We start from the raw sequence: 23,943 nt of genomic DNA on the forward strand, positions 1-23,943 counted from the left end.
CCGGGGGGCGTCGAAAATAGGCATTGGATGCATATTCTTAGAGCTCTCGCGTGTCTGCCCATCGCTGTCCTGCTTCCCATCGCCGCGTGCGGCGGCGATAACCGCGGCGGCACGCCGCCAGCCCCCACCGGGAACGACGGCGGCAAGACCCCCGTCGACGGCGGCGGCGATGGTGCGCCGACACCGCTCGGCAAGGGCGATCTCCCCCCGAACCCCGACGCGAAGATCACCGAGTGCGCCAGGCCGCCCTTGCCGGCGGCGACCGGCACCTGCGAGGTCACCAAGACCGGGAGCGGCTCTCGGATTTTTCGGGGCACCGTCCTCGTGCCCGACGAGGTCCTGCGACGAGGCGAGGTCGTCGTCGACGACCAGGGCATCATCACCTGCGCCGCATGCGACTGCAGCGACGCCGCCGGCTATGACACGGCCTCCGTCGTCACGTGCGCCGACGGCGTGATCTCGCCGGGCCTCATCAACCCGCACGACCACATCACCTACGCCAACAACGCTCCCATCGCGCACGGAACCGATCGCTACGAGCACCGCCACGACTGGCGCACCGGCGGCCGCGGCCACAAGAAGCTCACCACCAAGAGCGGCGCCAGCGCCAACGTCGTGCGCTTCGCCGAGCTGCGTTACATCATGGCCGGCGTCACGGCGGCCGCCGCCGCAGGCGGCCAGAAGGGCCTCGTCCGCAACCTCGACGACGACGATCCGGCGCTCTTCGAAGGCCTCCCCGTCAAGACGGCCAACTCCGACACGTTCCCCTTGGGTGACTCCAACGGAACGCTCAACGCGAGCGGCTGCAGCTACGGCCAGAGCCGGACGACGTCGGCCTCCATCGACTCGCTCGACGCCTACCTGCCGCACATCTCGGAGGGCATCGACGAAGAGGCCCACAACGAGTTCGTGTGCACGTCGTCGAGCGACGCCGACGTCGGCAAACAAGATCTCATCAAGAAACAGACGGCGGTCATTCACGGCATCGCCATGAAGGCCGACGACGTGGCCATCTACCGAAACGACCTCGCCATGGTCGTCTGGTCGCCGCGCTCGAACGTCGATCTCTACGGCAACACGGCGCCGGTCACGATGTCCGACGCCATGGGCGTGCCCGTGGCGCTCGGCACCGACTGGGTCCCCTCGGGCTCGATGAACCTCCTGCGCGAGCTCCGCTGCGCCGATTCGCTCAACAAGAAGTACTACGGCAAGCACTTCGCCGACGTCGACCTCTGGCGCATGGTCACCGCCAACGCGGCCTCGGCCGTCGGCGCCGCGCACGTCATCGGCTCGCTGAAGGCCGGGTACGTCGCTGACATCGCCATCTACAACGGCGCCACGCGACGCGATCACCGCGCCGTCATCGACGGCGGCGTCGAAGACGTCGTCCTCGTCATGCGCGGCGGCAAGGCCCTCTACGGCGACAAGGTCCTCATGGAGGACGCGGTCATCGGCGCCTCCGACTGCGAAGACTTCGCCACCGACGTCTGCGGCGTCTCCAAGAAGGCCTGCGTCGGAAAGGACATCGGCGGCGTCACGCTTGGCGGCATTCGCGCCGCCGGCGAGGCTGTGTACCCGCTCTTCTTCTGCCGCGACGACGTCCCCACGTCGGAGCCGAGCTGCGAGCCGTACCGCGTTGAATATCCCGACGGCGTCACGAGCGAGGACAAGGACGGAGACGGCATCGCGAACGACAAGGACAACTGCCCCTCCATCTTCAACCCCGTCCGCGGCCTCGACGGCTCAAAGCAAGCCGACGTCGACGGCGACGGCATCGGCGACGTGTGCGATCGCTGCCCCGTCGATGGCAAAAACGCGTGCGAGCTAGTGACCGCCAACGACATCGACGGCGACGGCAGCGTCAACGCGGCCGACAACGGCCTGGAAGCGGCCAACGCGGGACAAGCCGATTCCGACAACGACGGAAGCGGCGACGCGTGCGACTTGTGCAAGACGCCGAACCAAGGCGGTCAGGCCTGCCCCACGACCATCGAGGCGATTCGCGATCCTGCAAACCCCGATCACCCGCAGGCCGGCGCCGTTGTTTCCTTCGGCAACGCCTACGTGACAGCGCTCAAGCCGCTGCCCTTGGCGGGCTCCACGCGCGGGTTCTTCGTGCAGACGCCCAGCACCTCGAAGGCCGGCATGTTCGTCTTCACCGGCTCCACGTCGCCGGCCGTGGCCATCGGCAACAAGGTGAAGATCTCCGGCCTCTACGAGGAGCGCTTTGGCATTCCGCAGATCTCGAACCCGCAGATCACCGTCGAGTCGACGTCCACCACGTTGCCCTTCGGCCCCATCGTCGTGACGCCAGCCGAAATCGCCACCGGCGGCGCCAAGGCGGAAGACCTCAAGTGCATGTTGGTTCAGGTCGACGGCGCCAGCGCCGGCGGCGCTATCACCATCACCAACGACGTGCCCGACGGCGCGACGAGCAAGTTCTACGAGTTCGTCATCAACGGCTCGCTCCGCATCGACGACACGATCTTCACGCGCTACGGCGCGCCGACGAGCGGCCCCTACCCGCCCACGGGCTTCGCCAACGGCCGCACCTTCACGTCCATCACCGGCATTCACGGCTTCTCCTTCGCCAACGCGAAGCTTTGGCCACGGAACGCCGCAGACATGCCGTGAAGGCGCGCTAGGCGTCGCGGAACGGCGAGCACGCCGACCCGACGGCGGTCACTCACCCCTACCTCACATCCTCCACCACGACGCGCTCGCCCGCGCCGCGGCCGAAGGTCTCCGGCGAGTACATCTCCTCGGCCTTCGGCGGCGGCACGACGAAGCTCCCCGGCGTCGTCGCTCGTGCGGTATACACATATTCGTAGCTGCCCGCGGGGAGGAGCGACGCGAAAGCCTCGGCGCGTTCGTCTCTGAGGTTGTGGTGCTCGTACCACGTGGCGCGCCACCACGAGAACGGCGAACGCCCGTTCGCCTCGCGCTTTTCGTCGTCGACACGAGGCGTACCCGCCAGTGCGGCGTTGAGCGCTTCGAAACCCGCCGGCATTGGATCCACGAGCGCCACATGATGACGCTCTGAGGGCGCCACCATGGAAACCCGGATTCGCACCGACGCGCCGGCCTTCACGTGCCACACGCCTTGGGTGTCGCGGGTGACGTCGGTGGGTTTGTCCACCGCTTCGTAGCGACGCGACACGACGAAGCCACGGTCGATGGACGGCACCGTGAGGCTCGCGGGCGCGTACCTTAGGCCGAGTCGATAGTAGAGGCGTCCGGGCCCTTCTTTTCCAACCACCAGATCGCCGCCTCCGCTCGACGCGAGCTCGGGCATGGGAACGAAGGCTTCGACGCGATCGGTGTTGCGCCCCCGAAACGCGTGCTCGCTGGCGGTCACCGAGCCGAGCCATACGCGCGCGACGAAGTTCGGGGCCACCTTCTCGAAACGTTGGAAGTACGCGTCGAGGGCCAGAAGCACGAAGGCGTCTTCTTGCGTATTGCCCCAATGCCCCTTCTTCCGATTGCCAAGGAGCCCTGCGACGACCTTGGGCACCAGCTCGTTCTTGGGCTCGATCTCCAGCAGCGACATGAGCACCAAGGCGTCGGTTCGGTGTGCCGAGTTAAGCAAGAGGTAGTCGCTCTCGCCGTAGGTCGAGGTGAAGTGCGCGGCGCCAGCCGTCTCGACCACCCGGTTCCTGAAGGAGAGCAAGATGGCGTCGGATTGCGCCTTCGAAGAGGCGTCGCCGGCGAGCGTCGGCAATAGCCAAGCGAGCGCTTCAAGGCTGAGATGCTCGACGCCTTCTTCGGCGAGGAGTCGCTGCGCCGCCTTGGCATCCGGCTCGCCGAGCCTGCGAAGCACGAAGAGCGCAAATGCGCGAAGGCTCCGGCGCGCCTCCTTGGAGTAGTACTCGGGTATCTGGGCGTCGATGTTGCGCAGGTAGCGGGAAACGCCCTCGCGCATCGAAGCGTCGACGACGAAGCCCTTGGCCTTGGCCACCGAGAGCGCCAAGCCGACGTGCACCGTCAGGTATGGCCACGGTCGATCGGTCCAGAAGCCGAAGCCGCCGCTTAGCTTGTCTTGCCGGCGGGCCAAGAGCGCGAGGTCCCGCTCCACTCCCGCGCGCAGCTTGTCGGCGCTCGGCAAGCTCGACGCGGCAAAGGCCGCCAACATGTCCTTGAGCGCGGCGATCGATAGGAGCCGCGAGGCGATCTGCTCGTTGCAATCGAAAGGGTACCGCTGCAGGTACAGCACCGCGTCGGTGAGCGCGAAGAGCGCCGTCGACGACGTCCCGATTTCGAGGCCACCGAAGCCCTTCTCCACGTCATCGGGCACCTTGAGCGACTGGAGGACGGCGCCTTCGTCGACGACGCCGTAGGTGGCGAAGGCCTCTGTCGTGTTGGGCGACCAGACGGGCATCTGCACCGTCGCCGCGTCGCTGAAGTCGCCGGCGGCCAGCGCGAACGCGACGCGCGCTTCACCGGGGTCGCGAGCCGCGAAAGCCAGACGGACCTCGACGCGATCGTTCGGCGGAACGTCGAAGGCGCGGCCCGTGGTCGCGTCGCTCGCCTTCGGCGCCGCGCCGAAGGCTGCGTTGTCGGCGCGCGCCGCCAGGCGGACTCGCATCTTTTCCGAAGTCTGATTCTGAACCACCACGGGCAGCTCGAGTCGGTCGCCGTAGTTGAGGAAGCGCGGCGCCGACGGGCGCAAGAGCACGGGCAACCGCGCCGTGAGCGTCGCTTCGCCAAGGCCAAAGTGATCCTTCTTGTCCCACGCGACGGCCGTGACGCGGTACCGCGTCGTGTTGTCGGGCATCTTGAAGCTCACGACGGCGTGACCACTCGCGTCCGTCGGGACGCGGGCGGCAAAGACCGCCAGCGGGTCGAAGTTCGATCGGAGGGCGATGGGCGCCGCTATGCGGCCGTCACCGATCGGGTCCTTCGCCGCCGTGACGAGGCCGACCATCCCGAAGTCGGCGACCTCGCGGAGCGCGCTGGCTCTGGCGCTGGCCGCCGGAGCCGCGCCTCCAAGGCGCCCGTGCCCCTGGCCAAAACCTTGGCCGCTCCCGGTTCCGGCGCCGTGGCCGATGGTTCCGATGGCGCCGAGGCCGATGCCTTCGCCGCGACCGCCGCCGCCCTCACCGACGCCCGACAGGCCGAGGCCGCCGGCGCCAAACGCGTCGCCGATGGCGTCGCCCCACAAGTTGCCGCCGCCCGGAGCTTGGCCCAGCCTCCCGCGGGATTCTTCGTCGGGCGCGAGCATCACGTACGCGCGAGACTCGCGGAGCGAGGTCGACGTCATCCCCGATCGCATGAAGGTAGCGAGCGGATCCGCGATGCGATGACTCGCCAACGCCAGGACCGATTCGTCGACGACCACGACAGCCACCTCGGCGGCAAACGGCTTCTTGTCGGAACCCGTGACGTCGACGTTGACGCGCGTCTCTTCGCCGGGCGCGACCGCCACCTTCTCCGGGGACACCGCCACGGAGAGCGCGTGCTCCACGGCGGGAACGGAGAGCGAGACGCCGCGGCTCGCGAAGGCCGGCCTCGCCTTGAGGTTTGGGTCGAGGTCGCCGCGCGCGTTGCGCCTCGGCTCTTGGCCCACGAGCGACAGCGTCGCCATGACCGATGGCGCGTCGCCCGCTTCGATGGGCACGCGGATCGACTGAACGCGCTCAGCGAGGGCGATCTTTTGAACGCGGCGCTTGATGCCGCCGGCCACCTCGAGAATGCCCTCGGCGGGTGCGAACGGCGAAACGACGAGGAGCTCTGCCGTCTCACCGATTTTGTAGCTCTCCTTGTCGGCCGTGAGCACGAGCTCGCTGATCTCTTGGTCGCGCGCCACGAGCGCCGACTTGCCGACGGAGAGCACGCTGATGACGGTGCGGCTGCGGCGCCCCTTTTCGTCTGTGACGTCGGCAACCACTGTGTACTCGCCGGCCTCTTTCGTGGGTAGCGCACACGCCTTCACTTCCTCTGCCGCCGAGACGACGCTGCAACTCGCGGCATCGAGCTCCTTCGCTTCGTGCTTGCGGGAGCCGCGGGACGGAGCGGTGCGGTAGCTCCGAAGCTCCACCTTTCGTCCCGCGATCAACGCTCCGTCTAGGCCCACGACGACGAGCTTCGGCTCGATGGCATCGCCGGCTCGCACGAAGGGCTTATCGGCCTTGAGCCCCACGTACACCGACGCCGGGTGGACCAAGAGTCTCGTGCTGGTAGCCCAAGACTGCCGGTTGACGTCGGTAATGGTGGCGGCGGCCGCGACGTTGTAAGCGAAGGGTTCGTCGATGCCGTCGAAGTCGATGCGCAGACCATGAGCACCGTCGGCGCCGGTGTGCCCCTTGTGGACGGCGCGGGGGGCGGAGCTCCCGTGGGGGCGCGTCGTTCTGCCCCAATCCCCAAAGGCGGAGCGGAACGTCGGCCGGCTCTGACCGAATTGGTACTCCTTCCGGTTTGGCGGCTCGAAGGTCGCCTCCTCGCGAGCCACGTTCCAGTCGACGGTCGCCGATTGCAGCCCGCCACCGGCGAAGTACTTGGCCGACGCCCGAGCCGTCGCGAAGCCGCCGACTACGTGCGGCCCATCCGAGGTGCGCGTCGTGACCTCGTATTCGGGGCGGCGAAACTCCTCGATGCGGAAGCTGTGCGACTCCATCAGGTCGGTGGCCTCGAGCTCGACGTTGGCGTGCCCGAGGTTTGCGTTTTTCGGGACCGCAAAGGTGACGACGAACCCGCCGGCCTCATCGATGGTCACAGGTCCCTTCGCCATCTCGACACCTCGGGCGTCGCGCGCCACGAATCGCCCTTGCCTTTGCGAGGCCAGGGTGATGTCGGCGCCGCGCACGTTGCCGACGTTTCTGAGCAGGCCCTTGATGTGAACCGTCTCGCCGGGACGATAGAGACCGCGATCATCGAAGGCGTAGGCCGCCGTAGTCGCCGGAGGCTTTCCGGCGTTGCCACGAAACCCGTAGAGAAAGGTCGAGTCGGCGCCGCGACGAGCCACCAAGGTGTCGATGCTGTCGTCGGCGGGCTGGGGAAAGGTGCCCAGGCGAGCAAGGCCGTCGTCTCCTGTGGACGTGCCCCTTCCATGCGTGAGAAACGAGACCGTCGCCCCCGAGATCGCCGTGCTGCGCGCGAGATCGGAGACGAGGGCGACGACCGACCCGTCGCGCGCCTCATGAGCGCTGAGCCCCAACGCTGTCACCTGGAGCCACTGACGCACCCACTGCCGCTGCCAAGGGTCCTTGTAGGGACGCTTCGATTCCACGATGGCCACCACATGCCCGAAGCCGTCCTTCAGCGCCGGTGTCAGATCGACGCGCGTCTCGGTCGTGCTGTCGGGCCTCGCGTCGAGCGTCAGGTCGCGATCAACGACGAGCTCGCCGGGCGGGGTTCGCTCTTTTCGTTCGTAGTCCCAGTCGCGGCGATACGCGACGAATCGCCCGTAGTCTTCGGGCCTCACGCGGAAGAGTCGCAAGCGCACGGTGTCTTCGGCGCGCGAGTAGACGGAGAGGCGCGCCCCGCCGGCGGGGTCGACGATCCCCTGCATTTGGCGCTCCGCGAAGAGGCGCGGGACGAACGGCACCACGGAGAATTCGCGGAGCACATCGGCGGCGAGAGCCTGACCAAAGCGGTCCTTGAGACCGCTCTTCACGGTCACCTTGTAGCGTCCGACCTTCCACTCGCCGCGCAAGTACAGGTTGCTGCCGGAAGGCGTGATCTTGAGCCCCTCTGGCTTGGGCGACACGTCGACGAACCGTTCCTCAAAGCTGTCTTCGTCGAGCGGCGTCGTGAAGCGCAGGTCGGCGGCGCTGTCGGGGCGGCACTCGCCGTTGCAGCTCAGCGCCGTGACCTCCATGGCACCGTGGGTCGTGAACTCGAAGCGCTGCGCCTCCTTGGTGGTCCGAGGCCCTTCGGCGCTCGGCGTGCCGGAAGGGAACTCGACGGTCACGACGGTGTTCGGCGGCAGCGTCTTGTCGGTCTTCCAGAAGACGCGGCGCCTCTTCTTGAGAGCCGCGTCTTTGCCCGCGTCTTGGCCGGCGGGACGCGCCCCGAGGCGATCGAGGAGCTCGCTTTGCTCCACCTCCGCGTCGGTGGCGAGGCGACTCTTCTGCTCGAGGCCCTCGGCCTTGACGACGACCTTGGAGACGATGGCCGCCGCGTCGACCGATTGATCGAACTCGGCAAAGTAGAGCGGCGTGCGCGAGACCGTCACGCCGCTGGGTTCGCTGCGAACGAGCCTTGGCGCCGGCGTGGCGAACGTGGTGCGCTCCCCCTTCGCGAGCCGATTGCCTGCAAGGCTCTTGGTGCCTTCGGGCACTTCGACGACGAACTCCGTCGCTCGGGGCAGCTCGCGCTCCGGCTGAAAGACCACCGTCTGCGTACCGAGCCAACGAAACTCGCCCTTCTGCGGGGGCGTGAGCTTGAACGGCGCTTCGCCCGCCGCGAGGGCTGCTTGTGTGGCCAGCGCCACCATCGGCTCGCTGAAGGTGACCGAGACGTTCGGCGCGATCCCAACGTCGCCTTCCGGGGAGCGCCGAACGACGCGCAAGCCGGTCGTGTCGTGCGTGACGGCGCCGACGGGAGACGGCGCCGCAGGGAACGGCTCGCTTACGGTGCGACCGGGCCGCGGCGGCGGCGGTGAATCGCCGCGCCTGTGAAACGTCGTCGCCAAGCCACCGTCGGTCGCTGCCTGCGGTGGCAATCGGCCCAAGAGCTCGGCGACCTCGCCAGGCGGCATGACGTCGCCAGTCACGCGGGGCGGCGCTGCGGGCTTCTCCCGATCGGCGTCGCTGAGGCGAAAGCCGAGCTTCGGGGCGCGGCTCTTGGCCACGACGCTTCCCGCATCGACCCCTTCGCCCGCGCCCGGCTTCTTCTCGCCCCCGCACCCGACAGCAGCAAGCGCAGCGCACACGAAGACCCGCGCCAGGTGCCCCCCGCGTGGCGCGACCTTGGCTCGGCGAGAGCGGAAAGGCGGGACTGTGTGCGGAAAGTGCATGCCCAATTGGAACCTCCTAAGGGGCCTTAGTTCCCCGGAACGTATACGACTCGAAATTCCCGCGTATCCTTCGGGGCTCGGATGCCGCGCCTCGCCCTTTGTTCCGCCCTTTCTCTGGTTGTGGTCTTGGGGGCGAGCCTCGCCTCGCGCGAAGCGTCGGCCTTCTGCCGAACGCGCACGCAGCCGTCGGCCATCGACGACTGCGCCTCGCAGGGGCCGTCGCTCTATTGGAGAAACCGTTGCGTCGGGTTCACCGTCGCCACCGCCGCGAGCAAGAAGGCCAACCTCGACAAGGCGCGGGCCATCGTGGCGTCGTCTTTTGCAGCCTGGCTCGGGAAGAACGCGACGTGCACGCCGGGCATCCAAGCCGTGGAGCTCGAGCCCACCAAGACCGCGAGCATCGGCTTCAACAGGAAGGGGGCCAACGAGAACGTCGTCGTCTTTCGCGACGACGCGTGGCCCTACGACGACGCGGGCAATCCGCTGGCGCTGACCACCGTCACCTTCAACGCCGACACCGGCGAGATCCTCGACGCCGACATCGAGGTCAACACGGCGGATCGCGGGGTCACGGCGCAGGAACCGCTCCCGGCGCAAGGCTACGACCTCCAATCGATCATCACGCACGAGGTCGGGCACTACCTCGGCCTGGCGCACACGAAGGTGAACAACGCCACGATGGAGTCGCGCTACGACCGGGGCCAAACGGGCCTTCGCACCCTCGAGCCCGACGACCAAAAGGGCATCTGCACCATCTACCCGAGCGAGGCCGAGCACACGACCGACAAGCCGGGCGAGGCAGCGGCGACGCGCCTGACGGCGGGCCCGTGCCAGCCGGTCATCACGGTCAACACCGAAGAGCCTGCCCAGGACACCGGTTGCGCCTGCGCGGCGGCCGGCTCAGGCGAGAGGACAGGCCTCGCGAACGCTGGTTTTTTCGCGACATTTGTAGCGTTTGCAGCGATCGCGGCGAGGCGCTCGCGACGCCGCCAAGGCCCGTAGGGCCTGACACAAAACCGTGGTAGGAGGCGCCTATGAGCGTGCTCCTTTCCCGTCGCCACCTCGGCCTCGTGGCGGCGTCTTTGGCCCTCGCCACGACCTCTTGCTCCAAGGCAAAGAACGACGAGTTCGTCGTGGGGGCGTTCCTCTCCCTCTCGGGCTCCGACTCGGCCTTCGGCGTGGACACCAAGAACGGCATCGAGCAGGCGGTCAACGAGCAGAACGCCGCCGGCGGCGTGAAGGGCAAGAAGATCCGCGTCATCTACGAAGACGATCGCTCGATGCCGTCGGAAGCGTCCAACAAGGTTCGCCAGCTCATCGACCGCGACCAGGCGCTCGCCATCCTCGGCGAGGTGGCGTCGAGCCGCACCGAACCGGCGGCCATCGTGGCCAACGAGAAGAAGGTGCCGCTCATCACGCCGTCGTCGACCAACGTGTCGATCACGAAGAACCGCGAGTACGCCTTCCGGGTCTGCTTCACCGACGATCAGCAAGGCGACGTGGCAGCGCGCTTCGTCAAAGAGACGCTCAAGAAGACCAACGTCGCGCTGCTCTATGTGGCGCAGGACAACTATTCGTCGGGCCTCGCGCAAAGCTTCAAGCTCAGCTTCGAGAAGCTTGGCGGCAAGATCGTCGCCGACAAGGGCTACCAGAAGGGCGAGACGAACTACACGACGCACCTCGAGACCATCAAGGCCGCGTCGCCGGAGATCATCTTCGCGCCGATCTACTACAACGACATGGTGCAGGTGGCGCGCCAAGCGAAGGCGGCGGGCATCGCCGGCAACACGTTCGTCGGCGGCGACGGATGGGACGCCAACGAGCTCTTGAAGGGCGCCGGCGCGGAGCTCGAGGGCGCTTTCTTCACCAATCACTACGCGCCCGACGTGCCCTGGGAGAACGCGCAAGCGTTCCTCAAGACCTACCGCGCCAAATACAACGTGGAGCCGACGAGCATGGCGGCGCAGGGCTACGACGCAGCGAAGCTCCTCTTCGACGCCATGGGCCGCGCGCCGGAGCCGACCCGCGAGGCCATTAAGGACGCCATCAAGGCGACGAAGGGCTTCCAAGGCGCAACCGGCACCTTGACCATCGATAAGGATCACAACGCCAACAAGCCCATCGTCATCGTTCAGATCCGGGGCAAGCAGTTCAAGTACTCGACGCAGCTCGTCGCTCAGTAACGGAATCGGGCACCGGCGCAGTGGACCGAATCTTCAGCACGCTGCTGACGGGGGTCGCGCAAGGCGCGATGATCGCGCTCGTCGCCCTCGGCTACACGCTCGTCTACGGCGTGCTCAAGCTCATCAACTTCGCGCACAGCGAAATCTTCATGATGGGCGCCTACGCGGGGCTCTTCGCCATCATGGCCTTCGGCGCCGAAGCGAACCCTGTCCTGGCGGCGACCATGGGCACGCTCATCGCGATGGTCGCCTGCTCGGCGCTCGGCATCGCCGTCGAGCGCACCGCTTATCGCCCTTTGCGGGGTCGCGGCAAGGGCTCGCTCGTGCGCGTGACGCCGCTCGTGACGGCGCTCGGCATGTCGGTGCTCCTACAGAACCTCGCGCAACTCGTCTTCACGGCGCAATACCGCTCGTATCCGCCCCTCTTCGAGCAGAGCCGGATGCGCCTCATCATCGTGGTAACGAGCGTCGTCGTGATGGCGGGGCTCGAGCTCATTGTAAAGAAGACGTGGTTCGGCAAGGCCATGCGCGCCCTTTCGACCAACGAAGAGGCCGCGCGACTCATGGGTGTTCGCACGTCGCGGGTCATCGCCATGACGTTCGCGCTCGGCTCCAGCTTGGCCGCGCTGGGAGCGGTTCTCTTCTGCCTCGATCAATCGCCCGCCTACCCGACCATGGGCCTCGTCATCGGCACCCGCGCGTTTGTCGCGGCTGTCCTTGGCGGAATCGGCAGCATCACCGGCGCGATGCTCGGCGGCCTCCTCCTTGGCGTGCTGGGCGAGCTCATGAAGCTCACCGACTACTCGGGCGGCGTGGACGTCCTCGTCTTCGCGGTGCTCATCGTCGTGCTCTTGCTTCGACCCTCCGGGCTCCTCGGCCAGTCGCGCATCGAGAAGGTGTAGGCAACGGGCGCCCAGGTCGGCGGCGAGCGCCCTCTTGGGCAGGTCGCCCCTAATGGATCGGCCGTTCACCAACGGAAGAAGCGCGCGCTGGGACGCCTGTTGCGAGGACGGAATTTTGGCGCCCGGGCGGGCAGAATGGCGACTTCCACGCCGCGGCCGGCGGAACATTGTCTCGCGCGTGAATTCGCGTGGAAATTCGCGCCGAACGAGGGCCGGCACCGTCATTGCGACGAGGCGAGGCCCAAGGCCTGACGTCGCCCGGCGCGACCCCCGCCGGAAGTGCGCAACCGCTGCCCTCAACCGCTGCCGTAAGGAGAAGAGCCCGCGTGCCCTCGAGGCAAGTCATCGAAGACGCCCGTTCGCTTGTTGGAAGCACCGTGCGCGGCAAGTGGCGCCTCGATGCCCTCTTGGGGGTCGGCGGCAGCGCGGCCGTCTACTCCGCGACGCACCGCAACGGCAAGCGCGGCGCGCTCAAGATCTTGCGTGGCGACCTCGCCGACGACTTGGACTTGCGCAGCCGCTTCTTGAAGGAAGGCTACGTCGCGAACCTCGTTGGGCATCCCGGCGTGGTGGCCATGATCGATGACGACATCGACGTCGAGGGCACGCCCTTCTTGGTGATGGAGCTCCTCGAGGGATCGCCGCTCGATCGGCTCGTCAAGAAGGGGCGTCCGATGCCGCTCGCTCGCGCGTTGGAGATCGGCGAGGCGGTCCTCGATGTCCTCGCCGCGGCGCACGAGCAGGGCATCGTGCACGGCGACATCAAGCCGGGCAACGTGTTCTTGACGACCGCCGGTGAGGTCAAAGTCCTCGACTTCGGCATCGCGCACGTGAGCGACGACACCGTCCGCATGACGGCGGAGGACGCGCTCGGCACGCCGGCATACATTTCACCGGAGCAAGCCCGCGGTGACGACGTCGACGGTCGGACCGATCTGTGGGCCCTGGGCGCGCTGATGATCGCCCTCATCAGCGGCCGGCGGCCGCGCGAGGGCAAGACGGTCGTCGACGAGCTACGCATGGCGGCCACAGAACCGCTCGCTCCCGTGCGGCAGCTTGCGCCGGCGGTGAGCGAGGAGCTGGCCAAGGTCCTCGACCGCGCCGTCTCCTTCGCGCCGCGGGACCGATGGCCCGACGCCACGACGATGCAGCAAGCGCTGCGGTTGGCTCTCTTGCTCGAGCAGGCGAAAAGCCCCGTAGAGGAGCGACTCGACCTCGCGACGCCAAGGCCTGGGGCGAGGTCAGGCGACACGCGCGCCTCGAACGAACGAGGTCCTCGGAAGACGACGCCGCCGCCGCTCCCGCCGGGGGCGCCGGGAGCGCGCGGACCGAAGCCGGACCCCCTGCGCTTGCTCCGCGGGCGCGACGGCTCGACCGACACGCGCGTCGCCACGAGGCGCGTGGACGTCAGCTCGCTAGGACGACTGTCGAGTTACCCGCCGGGCTCGACCACCACGAGCCGCATCGCCTTCGCGAGCACGACCGACCTGGCGGCCGAGTCGACGAGCGGCACCGTTCCAGCGAGAGGCGGAAAGGTCCGGAGCGTCGCGCAACTGTTGGCGCTCGTGGCCGCCATGACGGCGGGTGCGCTCTACGCTGACCCGATGTTCGACGCGTCGACATGGAGCGCGGAGGCGTGGCGTGCGCAGGCCGGCTCCTTGCTCGAGCTCGCTGGCGCGGAACCTGAGGAGACGCTTGGCGCCGGCGCGAGCGACGCAGGCACACCAGACGCCACGCGAAGCGACGCCTCCCGCTGAAGCGCGCCAGCGCTCACGCACCAGGCAAGCGACCTCCGGTGGCGATTGCCCGGACATGGACACCGGATGCCCCAGGTGACGCGGGAGGGATACGCCCGGTTAAATCCGTGAATTTGGGGGTAAGAGACGGAACGACACGAAGGCACACCGTGTGCAGCTATGCGATGTCATGAAACGTTCGGTCCTTATCGTCGCCGCTGTTGGGTTGGTTTCTGCGCTCGTTGCCTGCTCGTCAACCGACGGAAAGGGCCCGACCGATTGCTCGGAGACCCCGAAGGCCAAGGGCTGCAGCAAGGCCGCGGCGCCCGCGTCGACGCAAGAGACGCAAGCGTCGCCCGTCGCGCAGACGCCTCCGCCGGCGGTCCTCCCCGTGAGCGACGCAGGCGATGCCGGGCGTCCGCACAAGCCCGACGGGGGCGCGGCCGTTCTCCCTGAGGCCAACGTGGCCTGCGAAGACCTCAAGCGTTGCTGCGCGCGCGTGCGCGACACCATCGAGCGCGCGGCCTGTTACGGCATCGGCTACAAGTCGAGCAACAGCAGCTGCGCGAACGCCATCATCGCGTATCAAGTCTTCGGCGGCTGCGGCCACGCCTCGTTCGAGATGCCCGACATCTTCAACAGCGACGGCACCGAGAACCAGTCGAAGAGCTGCGAGTACTTGCTCAACCAATGCAACAGCGGCGGAGACTGCAGCGGCTACGACAATCAGTGCGGGAGCTGGGGCACCGGTGGCGGCGGCGGCGGCTACGAACCACCCCTCGACCCGTGCGAGGGCAAGTCGGTGTACCCGAACGACCAAGGCGGCAACGACTACGATTGCTGCATGTTCCCGGACTACGACACCTGCGCGGGCGTGTCCGACTGGGGCATGTATCCCTGACCCGAGACGGCTCGTGCAGGGCGTCAGCCAAAGACGCGCATGAACTGACGGGGTGCCTTCCGCGTCCGCGTGCAGCGGGTGTTGGCGTCAACGAAGCAGACCGAGAAGGCCCGACGAGGAGCGTCGGTCGCGTTTACGCCCGATCGATGCCACATCATGTTGTGGATGAGGAGCACGTCGCCGGCCTTCGCCGGAAGAGGCCTGGCCCGCGCCTCGGCGTTGGCTTCGGCGAGAAACTTCGCGGGCACGACGCCGCCCTGCAGCGTCGCCAAGCCCGCGTGGTGCGTCCCTGGCACGACCTCGACACACCCCGATGCGAAGGGCGCGTCGTCGAGGGCCGTCCAAAGCTGAAGACGCGGCGTCGGGTCGACGCCCCAGAAGCGTCCGCCGTCTTGATGCCACGGGAGCGGCGTTCCGCCGCGAGCCGGCTTCGTCATCATCATCGCGCGGAGGAGAAAGACGTCGTTGCCCAAGACGCGCTGCGCGATGCGCTGGAAGACCGAGTTCTTCATCCACTGAGTGAAGACCGGGTCGAGCTCGAGCTTCTCGATTTTGCGATAGTTGCGCGTCGGGCCCTCGAACCCGCGGCCGTAGGGCAACTCGTGATAGTCGCCGCTCTCTGCGTCGCGCTGGAAGAACATCCCTTCGTAGACGATGTCACCATCCATCAGCGCGTCGGCGCGGGCGCGGAGGCCTGCAAGCACGGCGGGGGGCGCCACGGGGCCCAGCTCGGCGTAGCCCTCACGCTCGTAGCTGCCGATAGCCGCAGCGATGGCCTCGTCGGTCACCGGAAGGACGTCGGCCTCGGGACTCATCGCGCGTAACGCGCGTCGGTACCCGCGAGCTCGAGGGCGGCGGCGTCGATGCGAGCGAGGAGGTCAGCGGAGAGCGGCGGCGCCGAAAGCGCATCGAGCGCGACGTCGAGCTGCTCGACGGAGGCGGGCCCCACGAGGACCGAGTCGACGAGCTCTCGTGACCTTAGAAAGCGGTAGGCGAGGTCGATGAGGCTGAGTCCCGACTCGTGGGCCAACGCGGCGTAGCGGGCGCGGGCCGCGAAGAGCGGTGGCGACCAGTAGCGCCTCCGGTACATGGCGTTGTGTTCGAAGCGCGAGCCCTTCGGCACCGTGGCGATGTCGAGCTCGCGCGCGAGGAGACCTCCCGCGAGCGCGTTGTAGGTCGTCGTGTGGAGCGCATAGCGCGCCGCGAAGCCCGCGTATTCGACGTCGAGCTGACGAACGACGAGGTTGTAGAGCTGTTGCGCCACCACGGGCCGAGGCGAGGCGGCGCGCTCCGTCAAGTGCAAGACCTCGAGCACCTGCCACGACGCGTAATTCGAGAGACCGAAGGCTCCGATGTGGCCCTTCGCAACGAGACCAAGGACGGCCGAAAGCGTTTGTTCGATGGGCGTCGCGGGATCGGGCGCGTGCAGGTAGTAGACGTCGATGGTTTCGACACCGAGGCGACGACGACTCTCGTCGCAGGCCAAAGCGACCGCCTCGGGCGAGAGACCCTCGCTGCGCCCTTGATGGCGACCGAGGCCGACCTTCGTGGCCACGCGAAAGGCCCCAGGGCGCGCCTTCATGGCCTCACCCACGATGCGCTCCGAGGTGCCGTTTTCGTAGACGTTCGCGGTGTCGAGGAGCCGCACGCCTCGTTCGAAGGCGCGGTCGATGATTCGCTGCGCGGCCTTCGCGTCGACGCGCTTGCCGAAGTTCATGGTCCCGAGGGCCACGCTCGGCGGGTCTCCTGGGGTGCGCTTCGCGAACAGCGGGGCGATGGCCGGCAGGTTCACGCGCAACTCACTTCTTGAACAAGCGGTCGAAGAGGCCGCTCTTCTTTCGAACTTCGATGTCGTGTTGCGACTGGGCCTCCTTCTGCGCGCGCATGTTGTGAACGCGCACTTCCCGTTGCGCGTCGAGGTTGCGCGGGTTCAGCTCGAAGGCGATACGAAAGTCGTCCATGGCGCCAGGATCACCGATGCGCTTGCGCAGCGTGCCTCGATAGAAGAAGGCCCGCTCGCAACGAACGCTCTCCGTCACACACTTGGTGAGCACGTCAATGAGCGAACGAACTTGCTCCGGCGCCTGGTTCTCCGGCTTCATGGCCTCGAGCCACGTGTGAATGGCGATGTAGTCCGGTTGCGAATCGAGGCGGACGGCGAGTGCGGCGAACTCGTGGGCCTTCGCGATGTCACCGCGCTTCATCATGACCTCGGCCTTTTGGAACGCCGTCGCGGCCTCGAGGACACTCGCGATCTTCTCCTGATCCTCGGGCGTCGCGCCGCCCTCCTTGAGCAACAGCTCGTAGCGCTTCCGCTGCTCGTCGTCGCGGAGCGTCGAGGCGGCCTCGCTCAGACGCGCGAAGACGCGCGCGCACGCCTCGCGCACGGCGGCGAGCTCCGGTGGTAGGCGGTCCGGATGCCACCGCTTGGCCAACACGAGGTAGGCGTTTTGCGCCTCCTCGCCCCCCGCCGTCTGCGGCAAGCCGAGCATCTCGAAGTAGTTTTCGCGATCGATCTTCGCCGCGCGTTCGGAGATCTCGCGGCGTCGCTCTTCGAGCGCTGGCGAGAGCACGGCAGGAAAGCCTGGCGGCGTCATCGATGCGCGATCGTCTCGCGTCGAGATGACAGCGCGCTCTTCCGTGAGCTTGGGGATCGCGGTCCTCGAGAGGCGCATCCGTCCGACGGGCGCCGAGGCGACGTCGGCGCTCGAGCTGGGCGTCGACGGCGGGGCCCCCAGATCCGCGGAGCTGTCGCGCGGGGGAGGCATCGAAGGCTTCTGCGTCGACGGCGCCAGCACTTGCGCGACCTTGGTGATGAGCAGCGCGTAGGCGACCGTGTCGGCTTCTCCCGCCAGCACGCGGTTGGCCCGCAACGCGTCGAGGGTGAACGGTCCCTGGCACATCGCGGCGAGCGCCTCGACCTGCAGGACGCCGAGGCCGAGCGCGTCTTTGACGGCATCGGCCGCCACGGAGAGCTCGCGTGTACCCACCCGCTCAAACATCGAACGCATGAGCTCCACGGGAGGCCGACGGCGCAACACGCGCGCGATGGCCGTGAGCGGATGCAGCGGGACCTCGCCAACCCCCTCCAGGGCGTCGAAGGAATCGAAATACGCGAACGCGGTGGGCCCGGGCAAATCGGCCAGCGAGAGGTACGCGTCAAAAGCGCCCGGCACGTCGGCCTTGATGGGCGCGCCCTCGCGCACGACGATGGCTCCGACGCTCGCGTCGGGGTCGCCGAACACCAACGAGCCGCTCAGCCGTCGCTCGTAGACGTAGGCCAAAAGGTGGCTCACGGGCCGCTTGTCGAGCGTGCCTTGGGCGAGCGGCGCGGGGCGACCTTGAGGCATGGTGCGGCGAAGATGAGTATTTCAGGATACTCCGAAATTTCCCAGCCTTCGGCGCTCCTTCTAGCGGAACGGTTGAGCTGCTCGCACGGGCCCGATCGCCGGTGTGGGTGAGCCTGCGCTCGCGGATTCGCCGTCGACCCTTGAGGGTGACGCACCGCGAGGCGAACCGTGCAACCGGCGAGAATCACGGGCTCCTCGCCCGGTTGCGATAGACTCGGGCGACCCGTGGATTCGAAAGGCGAAAGCGACAGACCTGCGGGCGTCCCGGTGCGCGTCGCCGGCTCCGCTCCGCCCGACGGCCCGAAGGAGTTGGCTCAGTTCGAGGTCGTGCGTCGTCTCGGCAAGGGCGGCATGGCGGAGGTCTTCCTCGCGAGAAAGCGCGGCGCCGAAGGGACCTTCAAGCTTCTCGTCGTCAAACGCATCCTGCAAGCCCACGGCACCTCGCGACGTTTCCGCACGATGTTCATCGAGGAGGCGCAGCTGGCCACGCGCCTCAATCATCCCAACGTCGTTCAGGTCTACGAGCTCTCCGATGGCGGCGACGAAGGCCAGCTCCTCGTCATGGAATACGTGGAGGGCCCGGACCTCGGCATGCTGATGTCGTCGGCGAAGGCAAAGGGCACACGGATCGCGCCGTGGCTTGGCGCGTGGATCATCGGCGAGGCCGCCAAGGGCCTGCACTACGCCCACGAAAAGAAGGACGAGTCCGGCGCGCCGCTTGAGATCGTGCACCGCGACGTTTCGCCGCAGAACATCCTTTTGTCCTACGACGGCGCCGTTAAAATCACGGACTTTGGCATCGCGAGCGCCAAGCTCTTCGTGGAGGAGACCGGCGTCCTCAAGGGAAAGTTCGGCTACATGTCGCCGGAGCAGGCCCGCGGAGAGCGCGTGGACCGCCGCAGCGACGTCTACGCGCTCGGCGTGATCTTCTGGGAGATCCTCGCCGGCCGCGCGCTCCACGCGGGGCTCGGCGGTGAAGCGCTGCTCGACATCGTCCGCTCGGGGATCGTCGAGTCGCCGAGCACCTACGCGCGCGACGTTCCCCCCGAGCTCGAGAGCATCGTCATGACCTGCCTCGCGCCGCGCCGCGAGGATCGCTACGCGTCGGGGCGCGAGTTGACGAGCGCCGTCGCGCGCGCGCTGCTCGTGCGTCAGGTCCTCATCGACGCCAGCGTCCTCGAGACCGCCATCGTTGAGCTGGTCCGGCGCGAGCTTCCCGTCCTCATCGACGACGAAGGCGCCGGCGCCGCGATCAAGCACGCGTCGTCGGCGCGGCTTCGCTTGCCGAGCATGGCGCCCATGGCCCCGGCAGCCTTGGAGTTGGAGCACGAGGCTGCCGCCGAGTCGCGTCCCGCCCCTGGCCCGCGCGAGGTCCGCCACGTCGCCATCGTCACCTTGCGCCTGCACGGCTTCGAGGCGCTCGGCGCCAGTGACGGTCCCCTCGCGTTGCGCACGCTCGACCGACTGCGTGGCCTCCTCGAAGAGATCGCCTACAAGCGCGGCGTCCGCTGCTGGATTTGGTCCAGCGACTTCGAGGCGCGAGCGGTAGCGGGCGTGACCGCCAACACGGCGCGCGCCGCCGCCGACGCCGCGTGGCTCGCGCTCGACACGCACGAGACCATCGCCGGCCTCAGCGACGACTTGCCGACCACCATTGGCGCTTCCATCGGCATCGTGCGAGGCATTGCATCGGGCTTCCGCGACGCCGAGGGCAACCTCGTTCGCTACCGGCTCCACGACCCGGCCACGCACTTGGCCGACGTCATCTCGCAAGCCACTCCGCTCCAGAAGACGTGGGTCGCCGGTGGCGTCTACCGCCTCGTCCGCCGCGAGTTTCGGTGGGGCGACGCGCCGACGCTCGAGCTCCCACCAAGAGCCGACGTCGAGAACGTACCGCCGACGATGCGCATCTACACGCTGCAGCGCAGCCTCTCGCGCGACGAACGCATCGCGACCATGGCCAGCGTCCCGAGCGAGTTGGTGGGTCGAGACGTGGAGAAGGCCGATCTCCATGCGTCGTTCATCCGAGCGGTGATGGGCCACGGCACGTTGACCTGTCGCGCGGTCGCGGGCGAGATGGGCATCGGCAAGAGCGCGCTCTTGGGAGCCTTCGTGGCCGAGCTGCCGCCCAACGCGCGGCTCGTGAAGGTGGAGTGCACGCCGGTCAAGACCGAGCTCCCTTACGCCGTCATCGGCGAAGCGATCCGCGACGCCATCGGCATCACCGGCGAAGAGCCCTACGAAGAGGTCGTGTCGCTCATCGCGCGAGCCGGCGGTGGTTCGGCGCAAGGCGACGCGTCGAGCCCGCTCGTCGCGCGGCTCGCCGAGCTCGCGACCAACGTGCCCCTGGGTACCGGCGACGACGAAGACCCGGCCTATCGACGCCGAACCGTCGCATCGGGCCTGCGCGCTTTGCTCGCGGCCATCGCGCTCTCGCAGCCGCTCGTCTTCATCGTGGAAGGCCTCCAGTGGGCCGACCGCCACAGCCTCGAGATCCTGGCCGAGCTCCTCCGCGGCAACGACCCGTTGCCCATTCTCGTGATCCTCGTCTCGCGGCCCGACGACCATACAGCGGCCATCCTCGAAGGCGTCGTGCGCGTCGAGCTCCGCGGCCTTTCGTCGGAGGAGCAGGTGCGCCTCGTCGAGAATCGGCTCGGTGTTCGCGAAGGCGTTCGGCAGGTCTGCGCGGACTTGCTCCCCAAGGTCGGCGGCAATCCGTTCTTTCTCCTCGAAATGGTCGACGCGCTGCTCGAGCGTGGCGCCCTCGAGATTCGCGAAGAGCGCCATGAGGGCAGCGACCCAAAATTCGCGCTCGTCAGGCGCTCCGAGAGCGATCAGTGGCAACTTCCCTCGACGCTGGAGCAACTCCTAGGAGATCGCATTCGCGAGCTGCCTATGGCCGAGCACGACATCGTCAACTGGCTCGCCATCGCCGGGGGCCCGCTGGGCGCGTCGCACCTCGTCGAGCTGTCGAAGTCGAACGCCGAAGACGCGATCGTTCGCCTCGCGGCGCGGGGTCTCTGCGATCGCAAGGGAGACCTGGTCGACTTCCGTCATCCGCTCACACGCGACGTGGCCTACAAGGGGCTCGAACCACGCGATCGCACGGCGATGCATCGCGGCCTCGGGCTGTACTTGGGTCAGACGACCCTTGGCCGCGGCCTCTCGGCGGCCATCGTGGCGCGGCACCTCTCGATTGGCGGGGAGCCGTCGTTGGCGACCGACTTCTACCTCGAAGCCGCCGCCGCAGCTCGCAACGGAAGCCAGCTCAAACTCGCGGCCCGATACTACAACCGCGCCCTCGGCTTCCTCGGTGACGATGATGCGCGCGCCATCGTGGCCCACGAAGCGCTCGAGAGCATCCTTCGCGTGCTCGGTCGGCGTCGCGAACGCATCGCTCAACTCGACGCGCTTCGCAAGAGCGCACGGTCCGCCGGCACGCCGCGCGCCGTCGGCCTCGCGTTCGTTCGCACAGCACGCTTCGACCTCGACGAAGGCCGCCTGAGCCACGGGCTACCCTTCGCGCAGAAAGCGGCGGAGCTGGCGCGCCAAATCGAGAGCGCGGCACTCGAGGTCGAGGCGGAGGGTCTCGAGAGCGAGCTGCGCCGCGAGCTCGGCGACGTGCCCGGCGCTCTCGCCGCCTGCGACCGCGCGCTCAAGGCCTGCGGCGCCGAGGACGCGCTGGTGGTGCCTCCGCGCGCGCGCGCGGAGATCTTGCGCGCCCGCGGCGTCCTTCTGCGGCGCGTGGGTCGCGTCCGCGAAGCCGTCGACGCGTACGTCGACGCCATCGCGGTCTTTCGCCGCGTTGGCGCGCGGCGGCCCGAAGCCCGCGCGAAACACGTCCTCGCGTTCGCGATGTATTGCCAAGGCCGCTACGAAGACGCCATTGGCCTCGCCCTCGAGTCGATCCAAATCGACCTTGGCATCGGCGGTCGATTCCAGCTGGCCAACACGCTGACGAACATCGGCGCGGCCTACGGACGCCTCGGCGATTACGAGCGCGCCAAGGCCTACTTGAGCCGAGCCCGCGATGCCCACGAACGCTACGGCGACCAAGACGGGCGTGCCGACACTTCGCTGGTCAGCGCGGAGGTCCACCTCGAGCTCGGCGAGGTCGAGGCCCTCACACCGTTGATCACGGACGCGGCGGCGCTGAACGCGGCCACCGACAACGCCTACGACCGCGTGCACGAAGCCATCGTCCGTGCGGCCCTCGAGCTCGCCCACGGCCAGGCCGCGCATGCCGCCGAGCTGGCGAACTCAGCGCGCAAGCAGGCGGAGAACCTCACGCTCGTAAGCTTCCAGTTTTATGGTCGCGCGATCGAGGCCCTCGCCCGCGCCAAGGCCGGCGACGCGCACGCGGCCACGCTGCTGGCAACAACGGCGCTCGGCGCCGTCGAAGCACTGCAAGGAACTGAGTACGGTCTCGAGGTTCGCGTACTCTGCATGCAGGCGCTCTTCGCGTCCGGCTCCCCGGAGGCACCGCGCGCCCGAAACCGCGCCATCGGCTACGCCGCAGCCCTCATGCAGACGATTCGTGACCCAAGGCTTCGCGTCCTCTTTGGAAAGCGGCCGGCCATGCAGGCCCTCATCCAGCCGGCCCCCATCACCACCGTGGTTCGAGCATGAGTCCTAGCAGCACGACCCCCCGCAAGCGGCTCGCGATGATCCTCTCGGGCGGCGGCGCCCGCGGCGCCTACGAGGTCGGCGTGCTCTGGTACGTCTTCGACGAGTTGACGCGCCTCCGCGGTGGCCCGCCGCGTGTCGACATCCTGTCGGGCACCAGCGTGGGCGCCATCAACGCGTGTTTTCTGACGGCCCACCTGCAAGACCCCATGCTGGGCATGCGCCGCCTCGTCGACCTGTGGAGCGAGATCGAAATCACGCGAGTCTTGGGCTTCGGCCTGAGGCAGGTCGTCGGCCTGCCGCGCATCGCGCTCGGCGGCGGCTCGGTGGGGCACGGCCTCTTCGACGTCCGCCCCATGGCCGAGCTCGTGCAGCGAGAGATTAGCTGGCGAGCGGTGGCCCGAAGCCTTCGAAAGCGGCACCTCCACGCCCTCAGCGTGTCGACGACGGAGGTGTCGACCGGTCGTACCGTCGTGTTTATGCACACGGCGCCGGACGTCGAGATCCCGCCGCCGCCACCGCGAACCTATTTTCGTCCCGACCACATCGGCCCCGAACACGCCCTCGCGAGCGCGGCCATCCCCCTCCTCTTCCCCGCCGTCCGCATCGACGAGGAGCTCTACCTCGACGGCGGGCTGCGGCAGAACACCCCCATCGCGCCGGCCATTCGCCTCGGCGCGACGCACGTCTTCGTCACGGGCAGCTCGCGCGAGGTGCGCGGCAGCGCCGCCACCGAGGACATGAGCCACGCGAAGGCAGCGCCCGGCGCGGCGTTCTTGCTGGGCAAGGTGCTCAACGCGTTCCTCCTTGACCACGTCGACGTCGACCTCGAGCTCTTGACGCGGCTGAACAGCGTGCTCGCCGATGGGGGGGAGGTCTTCGGTCCGGATTTCGCCGAGCGCATGAGTGGCCAAGCGACGAAGCGCGGCGGCATTCCCTATCGGTACGTGCGGGCCTGCGTCGTTCGCCCTAGCGAAGACATCGGTCGCCTGGCGAGCGAGCACGTTCGCCGCGGCCAGTACCGCGGCGATCCGCTCCTCACCAAGCGCCTCTTGCACCTGCTCGACATGGGCGCCGGCGCCGAGGCGGACCTCGCGAGCTACCTCCTCTTCGACGGGAGCTTTTGTCGGCAACTCGTCGAGCTCGGCCGCGCCGACGCGCGGGCGCGTCGCGATGAGCTCTTGGCCTTCTTCGCCGACGCGGGGAGCGGCGACGAAGGCCGCCCCGTCGAGGAAGGCAGCGGCCATTGGGAGAAGAGCTCGATGTTGCCCTTCGGCACGTAGCGGCCG

At 68.1% G+C, this 23,943-nt stretch carries 12 protein-coding genes; 8 read left to right on the forward strand and 4 right to left on the reverse strand.

Annotation, left to right across the window (positions count from 1 at the left end; translation table 11 throughout):
• The first annotated feature begins 27 nt into the window (after nucleotides 1-27).
• On the forward strand, nucleotides 28-2,634 hold the full coding sequence (locus tag IPG50_26985; GenBank protein MBK6695820.1) for an amidohydrolase family protein: 2,607 nt from the start codon (nucleotides 28-30) through the stop codon (nucleotides 2,632-2,634).
• Between the two features lie 58 nt (nucleotides 2,635-2,692).
• Here the strand turns inward: IPG50_26985 and IPG50_26990 are convergent, their stop codons facing one another.
• Nucleotides 2,693-8,956: an Ig-like domain-containing protein gene (locus IPG50_26990; GenBank protein MBK6695821.1), complete on the reverse strand. Its 6,264-nt coding sequence runs from the start codon at nucleotides 8,954-8,956 to the stop codon at nucleotides 2,693-2,695.
• A gap of 81 nt (nucleotides 8,957-9,037) precedes the next feature.
• Here IPG50_26990 and IPG50_26995 point away from each other — a divergent pair, with 81 nt between their 5' ends.
• The 5 genes from IPG50_26995 (at nucleotide 9,038) to IPG50_27015 (ending at nucleotide 14,678) form a co-directional block, all read left to right on the forward strand.
• Nucleotides 9,038-9,958, forward strand: a complete 921-nt coding sequence (locus IPG50_26995) for a matrixin family metalloprotease (GenBank protein ID MBK6695822.1) — start codon at nucleotides 9,038-9,040, stop codon at nucleotides 9,956-9,958.
• 32 nt (nucleotides 9,959-9,990) lie between these two features.
• Nucleotides 9,991-11,139, forward strand: coding sequence for an ABC transporter substrate-binding protein (locus IPG50_27000; GenBank protein ID MBK6695823.1), 1,149 nt, complete (start codon nucleotides 9,991-9,993; stop codon nucleotides 11,137-11,139).
• Nucleotides 11,140-11,159: 20 nt separating this feature from the next.
• A complete protein-coding gene (locus tag IPG50_27005) occupies nucleotides 11,160-12,041 on the forward strand; it encodes a branched-chain amino acid ABC transporter permease (protein MBK6695824.1) in 882 nt (293 codons plus the stop codon).
• A 326-nt stretch (nucleotides 12,042-12,367) separates the two neighbouring features.
• The gene (locus IPG50_27010) at nucleotides 12,368-13,798 is read left to right on the forward strand and encodes a serine/threonine protein kinase (GenBank protein ID MBK6695825.1); all 1,431 of its coding nucleotides are present in this window, start codon (nucleotides 12,368-12,370) and stop codon (nucleotides 13,796-13,798) included.
• A gap of 169 nt (nucleotides 13,799-13,967) precedes the next feature.
• Nucleotides 13,968-14,678, forward strand: a complete 711-nt coding sequence (locus tag IPG50_27015; GenBank protein MBK6695826.1) for a hypothetical protein — start codon at nucleotides 13,968-13,970, stop codon at nucleotides 14,676-14,678.
• 23 nt (nucleotides 14,679-14,701) lie between these two features.
• Here IPG50_27015 and IPG50_27020 read toward each other — a convergent pair whose 3' ends face one another.
• From IPG50_27020 to IPG50_27030, 3 genes are all read right to left on the reverse strand, one after another.
• A complete protein-coding gene (locus IPG50_27020) occupies nucleotides 14,702-15,493 on the reverse strand; it encodes a phytanoyl-CoA dioxygenase family protein (protein MBK6695827.1) in 792 nt (263 codons plus the stop codon).
• Nucleotides 15,490-16,395, reverse strand: a complete 906-nt coding sequence (locus IPG50_27025; GenBank protein MBK6695828.1) for an aldo/keto reductase — start codon at nucleotides 16,393-16,395, stop codon at nucleotides 15,490-15,492. The genes IPG50_27020 and IPG50_27025 overlap by 4 nt, the downstream gene beginning before the upstream one ends.
• A gap of 82 nt (nucleotides 16,396-16,477) precedes the next feature.
• A complete protein-coding gene (locus IPG50_27030) occupies nucleotides 16,478-18,028 on the reverse strand; it encodes a J domain-containing protein (protein MBK6695829.1) in 1,551 nt (516 codons plus the stop codon).
• A gap of 225 nt (nucleotides 18,029-18,253) precedes the next feature.
• Between IPG50_27030 and IPG50_27035 the strand changes: the two genes are divergently transcribed.
• On the forward strand, nucleotides 18,254-22,657 hold the full coding sequence (locus IPG50_27035) for a protein kinase (GenBank protein MBK6695830.1): 4,404 nt from the start codon (nucleotides 18,254-18,256) through the stop codon (nucleotides 22,655-22,657).
• The gene (locus IPG50_27040) at nucleotides 22,654-23,937 is read left to right on the forward strand and encodes a patatin-like phospholipase family protein (protein ID MBK6695831.1); all 1,284 of its coding nucleotides are present in this window, start codon (nucleotides 22,654-22,656) and stop codon (nucleotides 23,935-23,937) included. Before IPG50_27035 ends, IPG50_27040 begins: the two co-directional genes overlap by 4 nt.
• The last annotated feature ends 6 nt before the right edge of the window (nucleotides 23,938-23,943 follow it).

Source organism: Myxococcales bacterium (assembly GCA_016703425.1).
GTDB lineage: Bacteria > Myxococcota_A > Polyangia > Polyangiales > Polyangiaceae > JADJCA01.